This is a genomic window from Vibrio sp. C8, from assembly GCF_054051265.1.
Map to the genome: position 1 here is coordinate 251,024 of NZ_JBPAOE010000011.1, position 19,540 is coordinate 270,563.

Below are 19,540 nucleotides of genomic sequence, written 5' to 3' on the forward strand. Positions count from 1 at the left end.
AACTCACCCCGTTTCATGTTAATAGTCAGTATATACCCGTCTCGTTTGGAGCTGCAGTTTCATCACTGGCTTTCGCTCGTCTGCTGTCTTTCTGCAAGCCCGCTTGACAGGGTAGATTAAAATTGGTTCTTAATTGTTATTTTGGGAACGTTTGCAAAACTAATTCTTGTTAAAAAAAAGCTCATGGTCAAAAGCAAACGATGAATATTGTGAACATGATCGCTAAAAGCATCGGTAGAAATGACAAAAACAAGGGTAGAATCACGATATATAAATCGAAGAATGCAGATAAAATTGCAATCAATCCCAATGTGATTTGAGTAGGGTGCTTTATGGCAAGTTTACACGATGTTGCTAGGTTATCTGGTGTGTCGAAATCTACGGTATCTCGTGTCATCAATAACGAGTATGGCGTTAAAGAATCAACAAAAATCAAGGTGTTAGAAGCTGTTAAAGAGTGCGGTTACGTCGTTAATCAGGTCGCTAAAGACTTAAAATCTCAGAAGACGAATTTAGTAGGTGTGATTGTCCCGCGCGTCAGCTCACATGCCACAGCACAAGGCGTTGACGGTTTAACGGCCATTTTTGAACAAGCGGGAAAGCACGTCTTGTTAGCCAATACTCATCAGGTTCATGAAAAAGAACTTGAGTACATTCAAATATTTAACCAGAAACGTGTCGAAGGAATTATTTTCTACGCGACACATTTAGATGCATCATTGGTTAAAGCGATTCAGAATTCTAATGTGCCAGTCGTGCTCGTCGGTCAAGACGGTTCGCTTTATAACATACCAAGTGTGGTTCATGACGATACTCGGGTTGGTTTTGAAGCGGGAAATCGTTTAGTGGCAGCGGGATGCAAACGAATTGGCTTTATAGGCGTGCAAGCCGACGACATTGCTGTTGATATCCAGCGTTCACAAGGCTTGGGGCAGTCATTAAGCTTTAATCAATTGTCGCTGTTGTTCCATGCTCACGGTGATTTTTCCATTGAATCGGGATATCGACTAGCGAAGCAACAACTGAAAGCATTTCCAGATATGGACGGTTTGTTTTGTGCTACCGATAGGATCGCTCTTGGCGCTATCCGAGCTTTGCAAGAGCAAGGTGTTAAAGTGGGCAAACAAATTAAAGTGCTCGGTGTTGGTAACGATGAGCTTTCTTCCGTCAGTACACCCAGTTTATCAACCTTTAATTATGCCTTTGATAAAGCGGGAGAAAATGCTGCAAAAATGCTGTTAGAACGTATTGCAGGCAAGGGACTGGAGATGAGCAAGGTAGTACTCACTTTCCAAAATATAGACCGCGAAACCTGCTAGATTCCTTCCTCAATAATGGCTGGGCTTTGTGCCCAGCTTCACACTAACCAGACTCTTTCTTCATCTATTTGCTTAAATACTTGCTAATTGAGTGGTTGTTTTATATTTTGAGAACGTTCCCGAAATGGTTTATAGAAAACTTTTATTTTCGTTTTCGCTAGAATTTAATTAGGTAAGACTATGTCTCTACAATTCCTTATCGAACTCGCTGGTGGTGTTGATAACATCGTACGTATTTTGGCTCCCGAAGGGCGGGTGGTGGTTGCCGTTAAAGATGCTCAAAAAGCATTGCCCTGTCCAGACTCTGTGCACGCAGAGTCTGTGTTAGGCGAATGGCAGTTATCTATGCCTAGAAGCAGCGCCGTTAGTGATGAGGATTTGGCTTCCTTAGGTCGTTTGATTGCCGAGAAGCAAATAGCATCAGCAAAAGAACATCTGCAACCTACGACCTGCAGTTATCGCCCACAATGGCACATCTCCCCACCACAAGGTCTGTTAAATGATCCTAACGGTTTTGTTTACCACAATGGTGAATACTATCTGTTCTATCAGTGGTATCCCTATGCTTGTGAGCATAAGGACAAATATTGGGTGCTTTTAAAAAGCCGCGATTTGGTCAACTGGAATTGGCAATCCATTGCTCTCACACCCTCAGACTGGTTTGATAGCCATGGTGTGTTCTCGGGTCATGCAGTAAGCCATGACGGGGAGTTATTGCTTTTCTATACTGGAAACACACGCTTAGGTCATGATCGTCAACGACAAACGATGCAATGTGTCGCTCGTTTAAGCGAAGACAATACGGCTGAGAAACTGGGGCCAGTCATTCGCACCTTACCGGCTGGTGTTACTGAACACTTCCGCGACCCTAAAATACTCTATCGCCAAAACAAGTGGCACATGCTGCTAGGCGCGCAAACTACCGATTTGCAAGGTCGTTTGGCTGTATATCATTCAAATGACTTAATGAACTGGGATTTTGATTCCCTATATGGTGATGAACTCGCACCTTTTGGCTACATGTGGGAATGCCCAGATATGTTTGAGCTAAGCGGTGATCTGTTTTTCGTATTTGGGCCACAAGGGATTAAATCCGACAATCCGAATCATACTATTGGGCATCAAAATCGCATTTATCACGTTGAACAGGATAGTAAAGGAAAAATACATTTCCTTGACGGTTGGCAACTGGATGCAGGTTTTGATTTCTATGCTCCTCAAAGCATGGAAACAGAAGACGGAAGAAGAGTTATGGTCGGTTGGATGGGGCTACCCGATGAAGTTAACCAGCCAAGTTGTGACAATGGCTGGATACACCAGCTAACCGCATTAAGAGAGCTTAAATGGTTGAACGGAAAGATTGTTCAAACGCCAATTCGCGAGCTTGCGGAACTCAGAGAATCAGTATCAAGTTTGGATCTGGGAATTCATCCTCTCGATGCAGAAACCAAAAGCTTTGAGCTTAACGTCGAACTGCCTTGGGGAAGTGCTCTTACACTAATGTCTGACGAAAATTATGGTGTTAAGTTGCAGCTTGATATAGAGAAAGGTGTACTTCGTTTCGACCGAAGCCAAACTCAAATTCGAGAAGGCGATGTCATTCGCGAGCTGCCGTTAGATACTGACAAAGCGGTACATTTGCAGATACTGGCCGATAATTCATCGCTGGAAGTGTTTATCAACCATGGTGAACATGTGATGACGGGCAGGGTATTTACACCAGAGTCAGCAACACAAATAACTTTAGAAGGAGCCAACGTCAGCGCTGAGTTCGCGCCTCTAAAATCGGTCGTAGAATCGACGTTTGCTCCAGTTGCCTAACTGAGAGTAGATAAAGAGAAACAAAAGTTCTATAAACGAAAGCCACCTAGAACAGGTGGCTTTGTTGTATTTAAAAACGCTTTTTTTTTAAATGCTTACTCAAGGAACGCTTTCAACGCTTGTTGATTTGGTAAAGCCGTCATTGCCCCTTTTTGTGTGGTTGCTAAGGCACCACAGCCGTGAGCACATTCGACAGCAAGAGCAATGTTTTCTGCTTTTTGCCAGTCTGGCGTTTGAGAAAGTTGGTACAACAATCCACCGACAAAGGCATCACCAGCACCTGTGGTATCAACAGGTTTCACTACTTTACCGCTGACTAGTGTCTGGCTTTCCTTTGTTACGACGAGTGCGCCTTTAGCGCCTTGAGTGATGATCACCAGAGGGATCTCCAACGCTTTAATGGCATTCAAACCTTGTTCGATAGAGTCGGTCTCTGTAAGCAGAGTGAGTTCTTCTTCTGAAAACTTAACCACATCAGCTTTCGCTACTGCACGCATCACTGTTGCAACCATCTCTTGCGGTTTCTGCCAGACTTCTGGACGAAGGTTAGGGTCAAAGCTAAAGCTTCCGCCAGCCTTTTTGATTCGCTCAATCGCTTCGAACGTGCTGCTGCGGCTAGGTTCATTGGCGAGAGCAATTGAGCACACATGCAGCCAGTCATCCTGATGGAAGTTTGGAATATCACTGGTCTGCAGAAATTGGTCAGCGCTCGGTTTCACCATGAAAGTGAAGCTGCGCTCACCACTGTCATCCAGGTCGACCACTACTGTAGACGTTCGCTGGTCGTTATCCAAAATAAGATAACGGCTGTCTACCTGTTCTTGTGAAAGTGTCTGGTTCATAAATCTGCCCAGCGGGTCATTTCCCACTCTGCCAAAGAACGCACTTTGACCGCCAAGACGCGCTATCGCCACTGCGACGTTTGCCGGAGCACCGCCAGGGCATTTGAGATAATGGTTTTCCCCGTCAGGAATTAAATCAACGACAGCGTCGCCAGTTACCCACACAGTATTCATTGTGTCTCTCCATCAAATCTTAACTTCAAATGCGGCTAGTATAAATTAGTTTTCGGTAACGTTCCCGAAAATGATTTAATTATCCAATCCCGTTAACAATTTTTATTGAAGTATAGCGGTGGAGACAAAAAAGCCGTCCTTATGCATGAAACAAGGACGGCTTTAAAACACATTATTGAAGCTTAAACAGAAGGCTGACGTTTAGTCGGCAACTCTTTTGAAGATAATTGAGGTGTTAATACCACCGAAAGCGAAGTTGTTGCTCATCAGGTAGTCGATTTGCATTTCACGACCAGAGCCAGTGATGTAATCAAGATCGCCACACTCAGGGTCAAGATTATTGAGGTTTAGTGTCGGGTTAAACCAGCCGGTATGCATCATCTCTAAGCCCAGCCAAGCTTCCACCGCACCACATGCACCTAGAGTATGACCAAAGTAGCTCTTTAGGGAACTGATTGGCACTCTGCCTACCGCTTTTTCGGTTGCGTTGCTCTCTGCAATATCTCCGCGGTCGGTTGCTGTGCCATGAGCAGACACATAACCAATTTTATCAGCAGAGAGGTTCGCGTCTTTCAGCGCCAACTCCATACAAATCTGCATAGTTTCCATTTGAGGCTGAGTAACGTGTGCCGCATCGCAATTGCTGGCGAAGCCAACGATTTCCGCGTAGATCTTCGCACCGCGAGCTTTGGCGTGTTCGTACTCTTCTAAAACCAGAGTGCCCGCACCTTCACCAATCACCAGACCATCACGATCTTTATCGTATGGGCTAGGTGTCGTTTTCGGAGCATCGTTTTTCAGACTGGTTGCAAATAGGGTATCGAATACCGCTGATTCGGTAGGGCAAAGCTCTTCGCCGCCGCCAGCAACCATAACCGTCTGATATCCGTGTTTGATCGCTTCATAGGCATAACCAATCGCCTGGCTTCCGGATGTACATGCACTGCTGGTTGGAATAACGCGTCCACGCAGCCCAAAAAACAGGCCTACGTTCACTGCCGTGGTATGCGGCATCATCTGTACATAGGTTGTCGCAGTAATCGCTCTGGTGGTTTTTTCATTCAGCATCACGCCGAATGCACCAACAGCGTCTGTACTGCCAGTAGAAGAGCCGTAAGCGATACCTGTTTGGCCGTTAGTGAGTACTTCGTTACCGATTAAGCCCGCTTGAATAAGCGCATTCTCTGTAGCAACGGTTGCCAGCATGGAAACGCGGCCCATACCTCGTACTTGCTTTCGCTTATAGTGTTTCGGTAATTCAAAATCAGTGACCGGAGCAGCCAGTTTTGTATTCAGTCCGTCATATTGCTCATAAGAAGGCATGTACTGGGTGGCGTTTTCACAAGCGCGTAAACGAGGTTCGATGCTCTTCCAGTCGTTACCAAACGCAGTAACACCGGACATACCGGTTACAACAACTCTGCGATTCATACGAGACCTCCGTTTACAGAAATAACTTGGCGAGTGACATATCCAGCAATATCTGACATCAAATAACTAACCAGACCTGCCACTTCTTCTGGTTCACCCATACGACGCAACGGAACAAGCGGCAGTGCATGTTCTTTCACATGCTCATCGACCATGCCAGTATCAATTAAACCCGGTGCAACACAGTTCACCGTAATTTTGCGTTTTGCCAGCTCTAAAGCCAGTGACTTCGTTGCACCAATCACACCGGCTTTTGCTGCACTGTAGTTGGTTTGGCCACGGTTACCCGCAATGCCTGACACTGACGCTAAAGTGACAATTCGTCCACCTTTACGCAGTTGAACCATTGGCATCACACAAGGGTGAAGCACATTGTAGAAGCTGTCGAGGTTGGTATGGATAACGCCGTCCCACTCTTCTTCTGTCATTGCAGGGAAAGCAGTATCACGAGTGATGCCCGCATTGTTGACAACACCGTAGTAAGCGCCGTGTTGTTCAATATCGGCTTCAATTTGGCTTCTGCATTCTGCACGATTACTAATATCAAATCTGATCAATCGGCCTGAACCGCCATTTTCGACAATCGTATCAAGTGTTGCTTGGGCACCATTCTGGTCTCCCATGTAGTGAACGACGACGTTGAAGCCATCCTTACCTAGCGCAATAGCAATAGCCTTACCTATTCCTTTACTGGCACCAGTGACGAGAACTTGTCGGGTCATACATGACTCCTAATTTTCATTTCTTGTAATTTTTCTTGTGTAGGAACATAAACGTTCAGTTGGCACTGAGCAATTGTATTCCCTTGGTATTCTATACGGCCAGAGAAAACAGCCATTCCGTTATCTTCCATCACTTGTTCAGCGAAGATATCCAGTGTCTGACCCTGAGTGAATTGGTCACACTCTGTGGTGTAGCGACGACTGCCTAATAAAAATCCGATGGGTGGCTCTTGACCTTTTTGTAAGGCTTGATAGCCAGACCAAGCAGCGATGGACTGAGCCATAAACTCAATACCAACATAAGCGGGTACAGTATTGCTCTCTGAATTGAAGAACATAAGATGCTTATCGATATCCACTTGACTGTGTATGGATTTCTCCCCGATAGACAAAGCGCGATCAACCAGAATCATTGGATTATCATGAGGTAACAATGTTGCGATATCAGGTAGTTCAGTCATGGGGATATCCAAAAATCAGGCTGATGTTGTTGCCACCAAAAGCAAAAGAGTTACTGAGAATGGCTTTGCGTCCCAGATATTGTTCACTTTCTACCAGTGCAATTTCAATGTCGTCTGCTTTGTTTGCACAGCGCTGCATAGGAAGCGGTAACTGATGACGCAAAATGTGCCAAGCAATAGCGGCTTCTGTAGCACTTGCAGCGCCAAGGGTGTGACCAGTTAAAGGCTTGGTTGAGCTAACAGGCACACTGTCACTAAATACTCGATAGATGGCTTTGCTTTCCATACTGTCATTCAGTGGGGTTGCTGTGCCATGGGCGTTGATGTAACCGATATCTTCTGGTGTAAGACTGGCATCCTCAAGCGCTTTTCGCATAGCTTGTTCCGCTCCATTCCCTTCTGGATGAGGCGCAGAAATGTGGTGTGCATCAGAGCTGTCACCTGCACCCAATAATGCAACATCACTTGGTTCTGTGCTCAACAACATAAATGCTGCTGATTCACCAATATTAATGCCTGAGCGGTCTGCGCTAAATGGTTGGCAAAGTTGATTCGACAGAGCTTCTAAGCCATTAAATCCATTCAGTGTTAGTTTACATATGGAATCGACACCACCAACCAATACAGCATCAACAATGCCTGCCTGTAGCAGACGTTTTGCGCTGATAAAAACGCGGCCACTTGAAGAGCAAGCGGTTGAAATAGCGTAACAAGGTCCGGTGATATTGAAGTAATCCGCAACGAAATGAACACTGTCACCCAGCTCTTGTTTGGTGTAGTGATAGTCTTTTGGGAATGCACCTTGGTTGATTTTCTGCGCATAGGCGACTTCACCATCGGAAATACCAGAGGTACTGGTGCCGACAATGACGGCAATACGATCTGCACCGTATTGCTCAATAGCTTCTTCAACGCTGGATGTGATCTGCAAAAGCGCAGACAAAGCGAGCTGATTATTACGTGTCGCATATTTTGACAATGGCTGAGGAATTTTTGGTAGCGCCTCAGTGACTCGCCCAATAACGGTGGACGTGTGAGTATTGAGAATCTCGTTGTCTATGAGCATGCCTTTTGACTGCCCAGATTGTAGCGCTTGATGAATAGCTACCGCTTCACTCCCTAGCGCAGAGTGAAAACCACAATCATGAATAAACACTGGAAATGAAGTTGAAGAATTCATCTAGGTTTTTCTACTGTTCTGAGGTTGTTAATTTAGCTTGATGACTTAAGGTCTGGATCGTGATCGCATAGTTCAATGGCTTGTTTAAAAACTGAATATCACCATCAAGTGGTGTTTTTCCAGCATAGCTAATGATCAGTAGGGGTTCGCCAGCTTCGTTCTTTATAATACGTTGATGTGGGTCATCAATGATTGACCACCTTACCTTATTTAAAGGTGCTTCCCAAGCACTTCGAGGCCATAGGGTGATCATTAGATTAAATAACACTTGTTCCGGTTTCGGAAGCGTATTTTCTAGGCCGCTTAACACTTGGGTGGAAATATTTTCACCATCATAATCCAATGACAGCAATCGAGTTCCCCATGAAGAAAATCCCGCTAGCACGATATGCTGCGAATCAATTTGTAACTGCACTGGTAACTGTTGAGTTTGCGTATTGCCTTGTTCATCTTGCCACTGTGCAGATATCAATTGTGTCGCGCTAAAAGATTGTTCCATCTCACTGGGTAAGGGAAGTTCTACCCAAACATCCTGACCGATTTCCACTTGTGTTGAAGAGGTATGTGGTTGCAAACTACAGCCACTAAGCCATAAACAAGCAAAGAGTGTGGTTAACCATTTCATTGATTTGTTTGCCTCTTAATTGCTAATGGCGAAAGCAGCCAAGCGACAAAAATACCGCTTAGAGTGGTTAAGCCAAAACTGTGGATCGCGTGGGTTTCACTTAGAGACAGCAGACCAAAGGAAAGCAGTGTGGTCATCGCTGACAAGGTAATAGCTAACAAGGTGCTGCGACTTTGCGATTGTTCGGCAAAAAACAGTGTGTAGTCGATGCCAATACCGACCACAAGTACCAACGCGAGTAAGTTAAATAAGTTGAGTGTTGAACCGGTTAATGTGGTAACCGCAATGCCGACTAAGCAGGCAACCACACATGGGAAGACAATGCGTATTGTATGAGCAACACCATAACGCTTAGCCAGTAGCAAAGATATGCCTATCAACGCTGCCGCTAACAGCTCCATCACTTTTGTCCGGTATTCTCCAAACAAGGCTGAAATTTCTCCGGCTTTATCCAAATAACTGATATCGGCTCGTTGGCTGGTAAAAGCGATGATTTCTTCTGCGTTACTAACATCTCTAAGCATGACAACGGTAGCGACTCTATCTTCAATTTTACTCAGATAAAGGAACTGAATGGGTTCCGAAACGCTTTGATGGAGGTAGTCCGATAAACTGACCGGAATCATGGGCTCAGTCAGCGTTGGCTGAGTTGACAACTTTAAAGACTCAGACAGTGAGGAACCATAATTCTGATAGAGGTTGCTCACCAGTTGATAGTCGGATTTTTGTCTCGCAATTGATGGCAGATACTGACTGAGACTTTGATAGCCGCTGATTGTTTGCTGCCTCTTCCATTGAGCAAGAGTGCTGTCTAGCTGTTCAAGTTTTGTCATGAGCTGTTCATCGCTCTCTGCGCACACAACCAACATCTGCTGTGAAGATTTCACACCAGAGACTTGATTAATTAAATCTTCCTGCTGCTTTAGTTCTTTAGGCATGGCTTGAAGCTGTCGAATGTCATCGTCGTAGTTCACTTGCGTTAATTGAACTGCGCTGAAAATCAGTAACGCCAGAGGTAGAGACGTTCTGACACTGCGTTTTTGCCATTGTGCTAACCACCAACGCCATAACATTTCGCCGGGTAACGGCCGATTTGCTGTCGCTTTGCGTGCAAGGATGGGATACCAAGCGACAACAGTAGCGTAGGCCGCAATTAAACCGATGGCTGAGAATAGCGCCAGTTGCTGCAAACCGGGAAAGGGCGCAATTAATAAGCCTAAGTAGCCAATTAAGCTGGTAATCAAACCAAGAGTAATCGCAGTGAAGATATGTTGCAGCCCTTTGATGCTGTTCCATTTGTCTTGTGCAGCAAGGCGGTCAGTCAGATAGTGGAACGCGTAGTCGATCGAAACACCAATCAAGCTGGCACCAAATACCAAACTGAACAGATGGACTTTGCCAAAGATAGCGGTGGTAGTAACAAGTGCAACTAAAAGCCCAACGCTGATGGAAAGCAAAGCTAATAACAGCGGTGCGGCACTGCGAAAAACAAACAGGACAATGACGACAACGCCGAGTAGCGAGAACAAACCAATGGTACTGATTTCTGATTTGGCACTTTGAGTGCCAAAGTCGGCATAAAACAACACGCCGGTGTGTGCGCTATCCACATCGAATTGTGCTTTTAGCGTCTGCTCCAGGCTCTTCAATTTGGGTACAACTTGCTGTGCAGACATACTGTAAGGTGAATCCGCCAACGTCGCTGTTATCAACACATAAGTATCGTTTTGAAATTGCGTCGTGAGGAAACCTTGCTGGATCTGAAATTGCGTTGTCAGCTGGTTTAAGTGACTTAAGTAATCACGAAACAGCAAAAACGGGTCACTGCTCAGTTCTGAACCGGTAACGCCAGAAAAAGGGTTATAAATGGTTTGAATCACTTTCTGAACTTGCTGTTCTGGAGCGAGTTCAAGACGAGAACGCTGTTCGTCGGTTAAAAACTGAAAACGATGGGAAAAGTAGTAACGGCTCCAAGAGTTTTGCTTTTGCTGATCAATTTTGCCGGTAACTTGGGAAAAAGCGCTTAGGCTTGAGAGTGAATCTTGCAAACTCTCAGCAGAGGCAAACAGTTGTTGCTCATTGTTGCCTTTAAGGACAAACACCACCTTGTCACTAACACTACTGGTGACTCTATCAAATGCCACTTGAGCCAACGGATCTTGGCGGCTTTGAGGCAGCAGCTTCATGATGTCCGTTTCAATGGGTACTGATGAACTAAAGCTCCACTGTTTCAGCAGTAGGGCGCAGCTTAGTATCACCAACACAAGCCAGATTATCGCCAGCTTGGAATGATTAAAACTGGAACTGAGCTTGTTCAGCATCCGTTAAATTCTCAGGTTGGTGTGTTTGATTAGTGAAGGTGATTTCAGTTTTGTCGCCTCTTACTTCTTCTAAAACCAATGAATCAATATCTTGATTGCCTTGCAAAACGATTGATTTGAACACTGCATTCAGTGGCGCTTCTTTTGGTATCAGCACTAACTGCCAGTGTTCACTTTGCGGAGCAAATTGCAGATCAAACTGACTTTGAAGTTGTTCTGTATCGCCATGGAATACGGACAAAAAGATTTTGCTGAAGTAAAACGCCATCGGGTTTTCTTTGGCGTTAATTATCTGCGCAGGCTGATTGGCGAAAGTTTGGCGTAGTTTGTCCTGTGTCAGCACCAAGTTGACGGGAAACGGAGTGTGTTGCTGCCAAAGTAAGCCGTGTTGTTTTTCAAGCAGAAACGAGCCTTTGGATACCAAAGGCTGCTCAAACATGGCAAGGGAACGGCTTTGGGTAAAGTCTCCCCGTACTATAGGATGCTGCTGTAACTGGGTTTGCAATGAGGCCAAATCCGTTACTTGAGCTAACGCGCTAGTCGTAGCAAACACGCTCAAAAAAACGGACATAATGATTATTCTAAACTCCCTAATCATTGCAAACATTCTCCGGTTTGATGCCAATGTTCAACTTTATCCAAAAACAGTTTTGGCGAGACAAAACACATTTCTTGTTCAGCGATGCTGACCGCAACTTGAGTGGTATGTGCCTTACACATTCTTTGGCCTGTTTTTGCATCAAAAATGACGTAATCAATGCGGAGACGGTTTTCCCATTCGGTCAGTTTGGCGCTGATGCGGATTTCATGGTTAAACGGAATCGCTTTGACATATTTCACTCGAGTATCAATAACAGGCCACATGTGGCCTGATTCACTCATCGCAATGTAACCGTAAGCAATTTTATCCAGTAATACACGACGCGCTTCTTCAAAGTAGCGGAAGTAGTTACCGTGATAAATCACACCCATAGGATCGGCATCTTGAAACGAAGTGGTCACTGTCACTTCGGTTTCTAATGGGAAATGAATGTTCTCCATTGTCACTCCTAGTACAGCTTCCAGTGTTGCGACTGGATGCGTTCAATACACAAACGTAGCTCTGCTTCTAACGGGCGATCTTCTACCACAAACTTAAAGTCCTGCTGAACATTGGCAACAATTTGATTCACGCTGGCACTCATATGACGTTCATCGATCTCATTATGGCGCTTGCGCAGCTCAATCGCTTGAATAGAGGCAAGCAGAGAAGCCGCCGCCACTTGTTCAGTCAATTGCAATACGCGTAAGCAGTCGCGAGCGGCGATTGTACCCATGCTGACTTTGTCTTGGTTGTGACACTCTGTTGAGCGCGAGAATACGCTTGCAGGCATAGTGTGTTTCAATGCTTCTGCCGTCCAAGCAGAAATGCCAATTTGCACAGCTTTAAAACCGTGGTTGATCGGTTTACGTTCGCCCTCAGCGCCGGTTAAGTTAAATGGCAGACCGTTGTTGAACTTATAGTCCATCAACTGTGCCATTTGACGATCCAGTAGGTCAGCTAGGTTTGCAACACAAGTTTTGAGCGTGTCCATCGCCATTGCAATGTGCCCACCATAGAAGTGACCACCGTGCAGTACTCGCTCGTTGTCACCATCAATTATTGGGTTGTCATTCGCGCTGTTTAGTTCATTTTCGATAAGCTGACGTAACCAAGGAAGGGCATCTTGCACTGTACCAATGACATGCGGAGCACAGCGCAATGAGTAGCGGTCTTGTAAGCGGTCACTATTGCGAGGTGGACGCTCAGCTTGGAGATCTGCTCTTAACCAAGCCGCAATTTGTTGCTGACCTGGGTGAGGTTTCACCGCAAATAAAGCTTCATCAAAATGGAAGTCGTTACCTTGCATACCAATCGATACCAGAGCCGTAATTTTAGTGCACAACTGAGCCAGATATTCAGCACGCTGATAAGCCAAACAGGCTAGGGCGGTCATAACTGAAGTGCCGTTCATTAACGCTAAGCCTTCTTTCGGCTTAAGTTTAATTGGTGTTAAGCCAAGTTCTGCGAACACTTCTTGAGTTGAACGAACTTCACCTTTGTAAAGTACTTCGCGTTCGCCAATCAAGGTTGCTGCAACGTAGGAAAGCGGTGTTAAATCACCACTTGCGCCGACAGACCCCTCTTGTGGAATACGCGGTGCAATATCGTGATTAATCAGGTTGATAATTTGATTGAGCACATCGTGGGACACCCCAGATACACCCTGAGCGAGTGAACATAAACGTGTTGCCAATACTGCGCGTGATTGTTGGTGAGTAAGTACTTCGCCTAAACCGCATCCATGAAAGCGGGTTAGATGCAGAGGCAGTTCTTCTACCAAATTTGGCGGAATCGCGACGGTACAAGAATCACCATAACCTGTGGTTACACCGTAAATCACACCTTCTTCTTTGAGCAGGCGTTCTAAAAAGGCTACGCCTCGGTCAATCTTAGCAGTAAATTCGGCTGAAGAGTTAATCGAAGCTGAAGCGCCTTGTGCGATCGAAACAACGTCCTCAATGGTCAGACGCTGCGCGCCGAATAAAATATTATTGTCGTTTGTCTTCGTCATGGTTTTTGCTTAATTCCCAGAAGTTGAAGAAGTTGTACCACTGTAATGGTGCTTTCATTGTGTAGTGTTGCAAGCGATCTGCATATTGCTGAACCACTTGTTGCAACGAATGTTGCCTTGTTGCTCGAGGCAGTTTGATACCGTCACTAAAATGCTCGAAGTAGACATCAAAATGCGGATGCCTACTTTGGTCGTCGCGCAGTCCAAAAATAAGATAAACCGGAGCGGATAATACCGAAGCCAGCATAAATGGTCCTTGAGGAAACGGTGCTGGTTTGCCGAGGAAGTTCGCCCACACCACGCGACTTTCTACGCTGGTGGATGTTCTGTCGCCAACGATAACAACCCATTCTCCACGCTCTATCATTTGCTGCAGCATAATGGCTGTATCAGGACCGAGTTTACTCACTTGTATAAGATTCAGTTCTGATTTTGGGTTGATTGCTTTCATGACAGCGTTAAAGCGTTCAGCATGCTCTGTGAACACCAAAGCGTTTATCTTTAAATGCGTATGGCGTCGGCTCAACGCGCGGCACAGTTCAATATTGCCTAAATGTGAGCCCAGTAGAAGCAGGCCACGTTTTTCTTCAACCAGTGCTTTAAGTTGCTCTTGACCGTGAATGGTTAGGTTATTGATATTGAAATCGCCTCGCCATGCCGCCAGTTTGTCGAGCATAGTTTCACCGAACGACAATAAATGGTTATAGCTGGTTAGGTTTTTGGCCACTGGCAACTGTTGTTGTTCGGCAAAGGTTTTTACCTGAGTGAGAAACTGCTCTGATGATGTTTTTGCTTGCTTACCGGTGAGATGGTAGTAGCCCATGACCAGTTTTAATATGGCGCGAAAAACCTTTCTTCCCAACAAGTTGTAGACGGCCATCAGTACTTTAATTCCCAGTACCGTTCCGCGTTCTTGGCGTTTTGACCAATGCGCTTCGGTACCGTGGTTTTTTTTACGCATCAATAACTTGGGAATGCGTGGCAGCATGCCGAAAAATAGCCGCGTATGCATCCAACTAATTTTGACGTTATCCCACAGTGAGTCGAAGTGGGATATGCCGTCTTCTGGATAAATTACACGGGTATTGACGAATTTGAACTGCACGCCATTCCAGAACATACGGACAAAGATTTCGGTATCGAAATCCATACGACTGCCGATGTCGTTGCGATTCATCACATCAATCGCTGCTTGTACTGGATAAGCGCGGAAGCCACACATGCTGTCTTTGATTTCCAGCGAGAGTGTTTCAATCCAAACCCAGACATGGGTGACATATCGACCGTATAGTCGGGCTTTAGGAACACTTTCGTCGTAAACGGGTTGCCCCGAAATTAAGTGATGAGGGTGACTCTTCGAGGTATCGATAAGATTCGGTAATGCACTAATGTCATGTTGACCGTCAGCATCTATCTGAATCACATGGCTGTACCCGAGCCAATGTGCATGGCGTATCCCCGCCATTACCGCATCACCTTTACCTTGGTTTTTAGGCAAAGTAATCAGTGAAACATTATCGCGTTTAGCTGCTTCAGAAAGGGCAAACTTGGTCTCTTTATTACTACCGTCGTCGACAAGAAACACGGGAAAATCGAAGTCAGCTAGAGAGTCAATAACAGCTGCGACAGTTCCCCCATGGTTATAACAAGGAATTAAAAAGCATGGTCGGTAATCAAGCTTATTCACTGGCATCCCCCAGTTTCATTTTGCCTGACGAATGAACCACGGCTTCACCATTCCTTTGAGATTGGTAGCTGAACGCCAGCTTTTGTTTGCTCTCATCCCACGTTAAGCTCAAAGTGACTTCTGCATTGGGCAAAATCGGTTCTTGGAACTTAATCACTTCCATGCCTTTGAAATGAGCGGGTGTGTTCAAATATTGACGAGCATAGAAAATCGCCCAATCAATTTGGGTAACTCCGGGTAGTAGGGGAAAGTGATTGAAATGCCCCTTAAAATCTTCGATATCCTCGTCTACCTTAAATGTCAGTAGCACGTGGTGTTCTGATTGCTCGCAAGCCAGTAACGTTGGTTTTCTTTTAGCCATCATATAATCGGCGTTTTCTTCGTTTTTATTGGAATAATTTTTCAAGTTCGGCGACTTGGCGCTTACCTTGACTGTTTAATGGGATCTCTTTTACCACTCTAAAACTGCGTGGTACAGCAATAGGTTCAAGCCAACGTCTCAGTTCATTGCGTAGTAGCAGCCAAAATTTGCCTTTACCAAGCTCGGCAAGCTTTATTTCGCCGCTTTCCGTCAGCACTATTGCTGCGGCTAAAATCAATCGCTCTGCCTGTTGAATTGGGATAACCGCACACTCTTGAACGTAGTCCAACTGGTCGACGCGTTTTTCGACTTCTACCAGTGACACTCGCTTCTCTTCAACTTTGATTATCCGATCGGTGCGACCTTTCAAAACAAACTGGTTTTTAGATACAAACTCACATTCATCTGCAGTCTGGTACCAGCCAGTTGGATCAATATGTGCAGAACGTAAGCGCAAGCAATTCTCATGATTTAACTCTGCTTCTACTTTGGGAAACAGCGACCACGGGGTTTGTTCTGTCATTTGCTGACGATAAGCAATACCACCAGTTTCTGTACTGCCGAAAACTTCTATTGGCCTATGGTTAAACAATTCTTCTGCATGGTTTGCCGCGACAAAAGGAAGCGGTCCACCCGATGAAAAAATGTATCTCAGTTTTGTCGGTTTGTGTTCTTCTGTCAGGCGTTTTAGTAGTGCAGGGCTACTGACTAAAACGGTATCCTGGTTCGCATGATGAGTGATTTGTTCGGGAAACTCTAAACTGTGTCGGGCAAATGAATTACCTGCACATAATGGCCACAGAACTCTGAATAACAAACCATAGATATGTTGATGAGAAACTGTACTTTCGATTCGGCTGTTAGAGGTTTGCTCTCCCCACAGTGAATGCAGGATATCAACTTCAACACTGAGCTGGTTTAAAGTTTTATGAATGGCTTTAGGTGTTCCACTAGAACCTGAAGTAAACAGAATAAGTTGGATGCTTTCTGAATTTAGAGAAGTAAAAACGAACGGATTCCTGCTGTGGCTCGTAGTGATAAGTTGAGTCTCAGCGTTGCGTAACGGTGAGATCGCGTCATCACACAATAAAACGTCAAATTGCGAACTCAGTTCTTCCAGTGCTTCCGGTTGATAGTTGCCTGGTAAAATGACTGTTTTCCCTGCATGGAACAGTGCAAACAGTCCAACAGTAAATAAATAGCTATCGCGAGCACACAGTGCAATGTTTTGTTGTGGCGTCTCAACGAGCAGATTGATGTGATAACTCACATCGGCAAGAAACTGAGTCCAAGTTATGTCGCCCTCGGAGCCAAACGCGACTAATGAATTTTCGCGCTTTTCTAGTAACAAATGAGAAAGTGAGCTAAATGCCGTGCAGCTTGATGTCATTGAATTGCTAATCCTTGCGAACAAATTGACGTACCACCCATTCGACAGCAAACAGAGCACCAATCAAAAGGTAGCTAATCAGACCGTTATATAAGGTCCAAATCTCTATGGGTAAGAAACAGGTGTATAATGCGGTTATGCCGTTAAATAGGAAAAACAGACACCAGATTTGAGTCACTTTCCGTGTGTAGTCAACACCACTCTGTGGAAGGTCTGGCTCTTGTAATCTGGCGAGCCTTTCGATGATGGTTTGCGGTTGCTTTAAACTGCTTGCGAACACCATCAACATGCAACCATTGACGGCAACAGGATAAAATAGCAGCCAGCCGTTACTACGGAACAGAATCCCCAAAACAATTAAAGTGATCCCGATAAGACCACTTATAATTGCTAACTGTTTGAATTCTTTGAGTTTAGTTCGACTTGCTGTGAAAATGCGTAATACAAAGAATACAGCAAGTACTGCCCCTAAAATACTTAGACCGAACTTATCTATGCCGTAGTAAATTGCAAATGGATACGCGAGCAGAACAATTGCAGACAAACCTGTCAGCAAGTGATGCATCAGGCTTCCTTAAGCAGTTCTACTACTGATTCAACCACGTCATCGACAGTACGTACCATTTTAAACTCTTCTGGCTTGATTTTTTTACCAGTCACGTTTTGCAGGTGAACCACGAGGTCAACAGCATCAATACTATCTAAATCAAGATCTTGATAGAGATGAGCTTCAGGTTGAATGTCTGCTTCATCTATTTCGAAAAGTTCAACCAGAGCATCTTTTACTTGGTCAAAAACCTGTTGCTTATTTAAATCTGTCATAATCGTTTTCTACAAATTAGTTGCTAGTTTGAGATGAAATATACGCTGCTAGGTTAGCTACAGATGCGAAATGTTGGCGCGTATTTGAATCATCAGCATCGATTACGATGTTATATTTCTTTTTAATTGCTAAGCCAAGCTCAAGAGCGTCAATAGAGTCTAGTCCTAGCCCATCCCCGAATAATGGCGCCTCTGTCTCAATTTCATCAATTGAGATGTCTTCAAGGTTTAATGAGTCGATAATCAATTGCTTAATTTCGTTGTGTAGTACTTCCACGGGAACCTACTTATTTATTATTGATAGATGGAAAAATAGCTTCAGCAAGATAGCTATTAAGCCTTCTTGCTGCTGAAGTTGGGTTATTAGTTTGCTCTATAAAGGGCATGACCTCAACTTTATCCTTAACTTCTACATGGAAAAAAGGCTTGGTATCGGGAACTTGATACCATTTTTTTTCTTTTGTGAGAAAGCTAGGAGAAACGGAAATATGTATTATACGTAAGTCTCTTTGTGTGCGGATCGCTATTTGAGCTGCACCGCGCTGAAGCTTCGATGCTTTCCCCGGAGTTGTGCGGGTCCCTTCTGGGAATACAAGTAGAACGTTACCTCGTTCAAATCGTTCGTCGCATAAATCCAGCAGATCATCTGGCGTCTCATTGGGAATATAACCCGCCGCTTTGACAATGTGCTTCATAAATGGATTTGACCAAATGGCCGCTTTTACTAAGCAGTCACACTGCTTAAGTTGTGAAGCGACTAATACATAATCAATCAAGCTTGGATGGTTAGCGACAACGAGACAGTTCTTATCGTTGGCTAAGATCTCTGCCCCATCGATTCGGTAATCAATTGCTCTAGTGAACTTCATTAAGCGACAAAAAAAATCAAACGTAATGCGAATGACATTTTGTACTCGATATTCACGCTGGATTGTATTTGGTGTAGTCAGCCTAATTAAAGGAATAATGATAAAACTGAGGGTTAAACCGCCTAAACCAAAAATGGCGAAACAAAATCCAGTCGCAAAAATTCGCCAATATTTATTTACAGCATTCATGCTTGCTGCCATTCCCATGATGTTCTTTCACCTTCAATTATCCAGTGAGGTTGTTTGCATAAATAGTGTGTTAAAAAGCTAAGTGCTTGAGGTAGGGGGCTGATAGTACCCATTTTTTCACATTGTGCAACTTGCCACGTATTGCCAGCGGATAAAATTAAACCTAATGCATATCCCTTAAACTGTTTGTCTTCGTATTCAGAATAATCATCAGGTAGGGGTTCATCAAAATCGACCAATAATACCTTGGCGTTGGGATATTGCTTGAGGTAGATCCAAGCTTCGATTAGTGCACTGTGAAAAGTGTTGTCACCAGCAGCTATAGAAGTCACTGAAATCGCTTGTTTTGTTGCAATGGTTGATAAACCGGCCGCGGTGTTGTGTACCGATTGAGAAAAATTCATGGGAGAAGCTTCTTCACCAGCAACAATATTTTTAATTATTTCTGCACTGCGATGCAATTCACCATGACGACTTGAAAATACCAAGTAGTCAATAGATTCTTCTTGCAGAAGATGGATAGCCGTTTGCACCGCTAGTTTACTTAACGGACTCATGCGGCGGCGCATCATTGGGGGAATTAAACCAGATTGAATGGTTTCATCTTCTGGCCATTGATGAGTTTGGGACCACTGCTGCCAATCTGGCTGGTCACTGATTCCCAAACTGTTTGCTGACCAAGTATCGATATTAAATGAGATTAAATGCAACTGATTTGACATAACGTATTGA

20 protein-coding genes are annotated in these 19,540 nt (G+C 44.6%); 2 read left to right on the forward strand and 18 right to left on the reverse strand.

The features are described from left to right. Window positions 1-332 precede the first annotated feature (332 nt). Both ACRQQK_RS07185 and ACRQQK_RS07190 read left to right on the forward strand, forming a co-directional pair. Window positions 333-1,319: a LacI family DNA-binding transcriptional regulator gene (locus ACRQQK_RS07185; protein WP_457510620.1), complete on the forward strand. Its 987-nt coding sequence runs from the start codon at window positions 333-335 to the stop codon at window positions 1,317-1,319. A 180-nt stretch (window positions 1,320-1,499) separates the two neighbouring features. Continuing rightward, on the forward strand, window positions 1,500-3,140 hold the full coding sequence (locus tag ACRQQK_RS07190) for a glycoside hydrolase family 32 protein (protein ID WP_457510621.1): 1,641 nt from the start codon (window positions 1,500-1,502) through the stop codon (window positions 3,138-3,140). Window positions 3,141-3,235: 95 nt separating this feature from the next. Here the strand turns inward: ACRQQK_RS07190 and ACRQQK_RS07195 are convergent, their stop codons facing one another. From ACRQQK_RS07195 to ACRQQK_RS07280, 18 genes are all read right to left on the reverse strand, one after another. Further along, window positions 3,236-4,156, reverse strand: a complete 921-nt coding sequence (locus ACRQQK_RS07195) for an aminoimidazole riboside kinase (RefSeq protein WP_457510622.1) — start codon at window positions 4,154-4,156, stop codon at window positions 3,236-3,238. A 201-nt stretch (window positions 4,157-4,357) separates the two neighbouring features. Next, window positions 4,358-5,587 (reverse strand): beta-ketoacyl-ACP synthase, encoded by a 1,230-nt coding sequence (locus ACRQQK_RS07200; protein ID WP_457510623.1) that lies wholly within the window; start codon window positions 5,585-5,587, stop codon window positions 4,358-4,360. Continuing rightward, window positions 5,584-6,309, reverse strand: a complete 726-nt coding sequence (locus ACRQQK_RS07205; RefSeq protein ID WP_102952921.1) for a 3-ketoacyl-ACP reductase FabG2 — start codon at window positions 6,307-6,309, stop codon at window positions 5,584-5,586. The genes ACRQQK_RS07200 and ACRQQK_RS07205 overlap by 4 nt, the downstream gene beginning before the upstream one ends. Next, window positions 6,306-6,770 (reverse strand): hotdog family protein, encoded by a 465-nt coding sequence (locus ACRQQK_RS07210; RefSeq protein WP_457510624.1) that lies wholly within the window; start codon window positions 6,768-6,770, stop codon window positions 6,306-6,308. The genes ACRQQK_RS07205 and ACRQQK_RS07210 overlap by 4 nt, the downstream gene beginning before the upstream one ends. Beyond that, window positions 6,763-7,950, reverse strand: coding sequence for a beta-ketoacyl-[acyl-carrier-protein] synthase family protein (locus ACRQQK_RS07215; RefSeq protein ID WP_457510625.1), 1,188 nt, complete (start codon window positions 7,948-7,950; stop codon window positions 6,763-6,765). The genes ACRQQK_RS07210 and ACRQQK_RS07215 overlap by 8 nt, the downstream gene beginning before the upstream one ends. Window positions 7,951-7,960: 10 nt before the next feature. Then, window positions 7,961-8,575, reverse strand: a complete 615-nt coding sequence (locus tag ACRQQK_RS07220; protein ID WP_457510626.1) for a DUF3261 domain-containing protein — start codon at window positions 8,573-8,575, stop codon at window positions 7,961-7,963. Next, the gene (locus ACRQQK_RS07225; protein ID WP_457510627.1) at window positions 8,572-10,896 is read right to left on the reverse strand and encodes an MMPL family transporter; all 2,325 of its coding nucleotides are present in this window, start codon (window positions 10,894-10,896) and stop codon (window positions 8,572-8,574) included. The genes ACRQQK_RS07220 and ACRQQK_RS07225 overlap by 4 nt, the downstream gene beginning before the upstream one ends. Beyond that, the gene (locus ACRQQK_RS07230; RefSeq protein ID WP_457510628.1) at window positions 10,868-11,467 is read right to left on the reverse strand and encodes an outer membrane lipoprotein carrier protein LolA; all 600 of its coding nucleotides are present in this window, start codon (window positions 11,465-11,467) and stop codon (window positions 10,868-10,870) included. Before ACRQQK_RS07230 ends, ACRQQK_RS07225 begins: the two co-directional genes overlap by 29 nt. A gap of 23 nt (window positions 11,468-11,490) precedes the next feature. Then, window positions 11,491-11,937 carry an acyl-CoA thioesterase gene (locus tag ACRQQK_RS07235; protein WP_102942675.1) on the reverse strand — a complete coding sequence of 149 codons (447 nt, stop codon included), beginning with the start codon at window positions 11,935-11,937 and terminating at the stop codon, window positions 11,491-11,493. Between the two features lie 8 nt (window positions 11,938-11,945). Next, entirely contained in the window at window positions 11,946-13,490 is a 1,545-nt protein-coding gene (locus ACRQQK_RS07240) for an HAL/PAL/TAL family ammonia-lyase (protein WP_457510629.1), read from the reverse strand. Continuing rightward, window positions 13,468-15,177 (reverse strand): glycosyltransferase family 2 protein, encoded by a 1,710-nt coding sequence (locus ACRQQK_RS07245; protein WP_457510630.1) that lies wholly within the window; start codon window positions 15,175-15,177, stop codon window positions 13,468-13,470. The genes ACRQQK_RS07240 and ACRQQK_RS07245 overlap by 23 nt, the downstream gene beginning before the upstream one ends. After that, window positions 15,170-15,538, reverse strand: coding sequence for an ApeI family dehydratase (locus tag ACRQQK_RS07250; protein ID WP_457510631.1), 369 nt, complete (start codon window positions 15,536-15,538; stop codon window positions 15,170-15,172). The genes ACRQQK_RS07245 and ACRQQK_RS07250 overlap by 8 nt, the downstream gene beginning before the upstream one ends. A gap of 25 nt (window positions 15,539-15,563) precedes the next feature. Further along, a complete protein-coding gene (locus tag ACRQQK_RS07255) occupies window positions 15,564-16,928 on the reverse strand; it encodes an AMP-binding protein (protein WP_457510632.1) in 1,365 nt (454 codons plus the stop codon). Window positions 16,929-16,935: 7 nt separating this feature from the next. After that, a complete protein-coding gene (locus ACRQQK_RS07260; protein ID WP_457510633.1) occupies window positions 16,936-17,493 on the reverse strand; it encodes a hypothetical protein in 558 nt (185 codons plus the stop codon). After that, entirely contained in the window at window positions 17,493-17,750 is a 258-nt protein-coding gene (locus tag ACRQQK_RS07265; protein ID WP_042481800.1) for an acyl carrier protein, read from the reverse strand. Before ACRQQK_RS07265 ends, ACRQQK_RS07260 begins: the two co-directional genes overlap by 1 nt. 16 nt (window positions 17,751-17,766) lie before the next feature. Further along, on the reverse strand, window positions 17,767-18,027 hold the full coding sequence (locus ACRQQK_RS07270) for a phosphopantetheine-binding protein (protein WP_457510634.1): 261 nt from the start codon (window positions 18,025-18,027) through the stop codon (window positions 17,767-17,769). A 10-nt stretch (window positions 18,028-18,037) separates the two neighbouring features. Then, window positions 18,038-18,808 (reverse strand): lysophospholipid acyltransferase family protein, encoded by a 771-nt coding sequence (locus ACRQQK_RS07275; RefSeq protein ID WP_457511101.1) that lies wholly within the window; start codon window positions 18,806-18,808, stop codon window positions 18,038-18,040. Further along, window positions 18,805-19,530 (reverse strand): beta-ketoacyl synthase chain length factor, encoded by a 726-nt coding sequence (locus ACRQQK_RS07280; protein ID WP_457510635.1) that lies wholly within the window; start codon window positions 19,528-19,530, stop codon window positions 18,805-18,807. The genes ACRQQK_RS07275 and ACRQQK_RS07280 overlap by 4 nt, the downstream gene beginning before the upstream one ends. Window positions 19,531-19,540 lie beyond the last annotated feature (10 nt).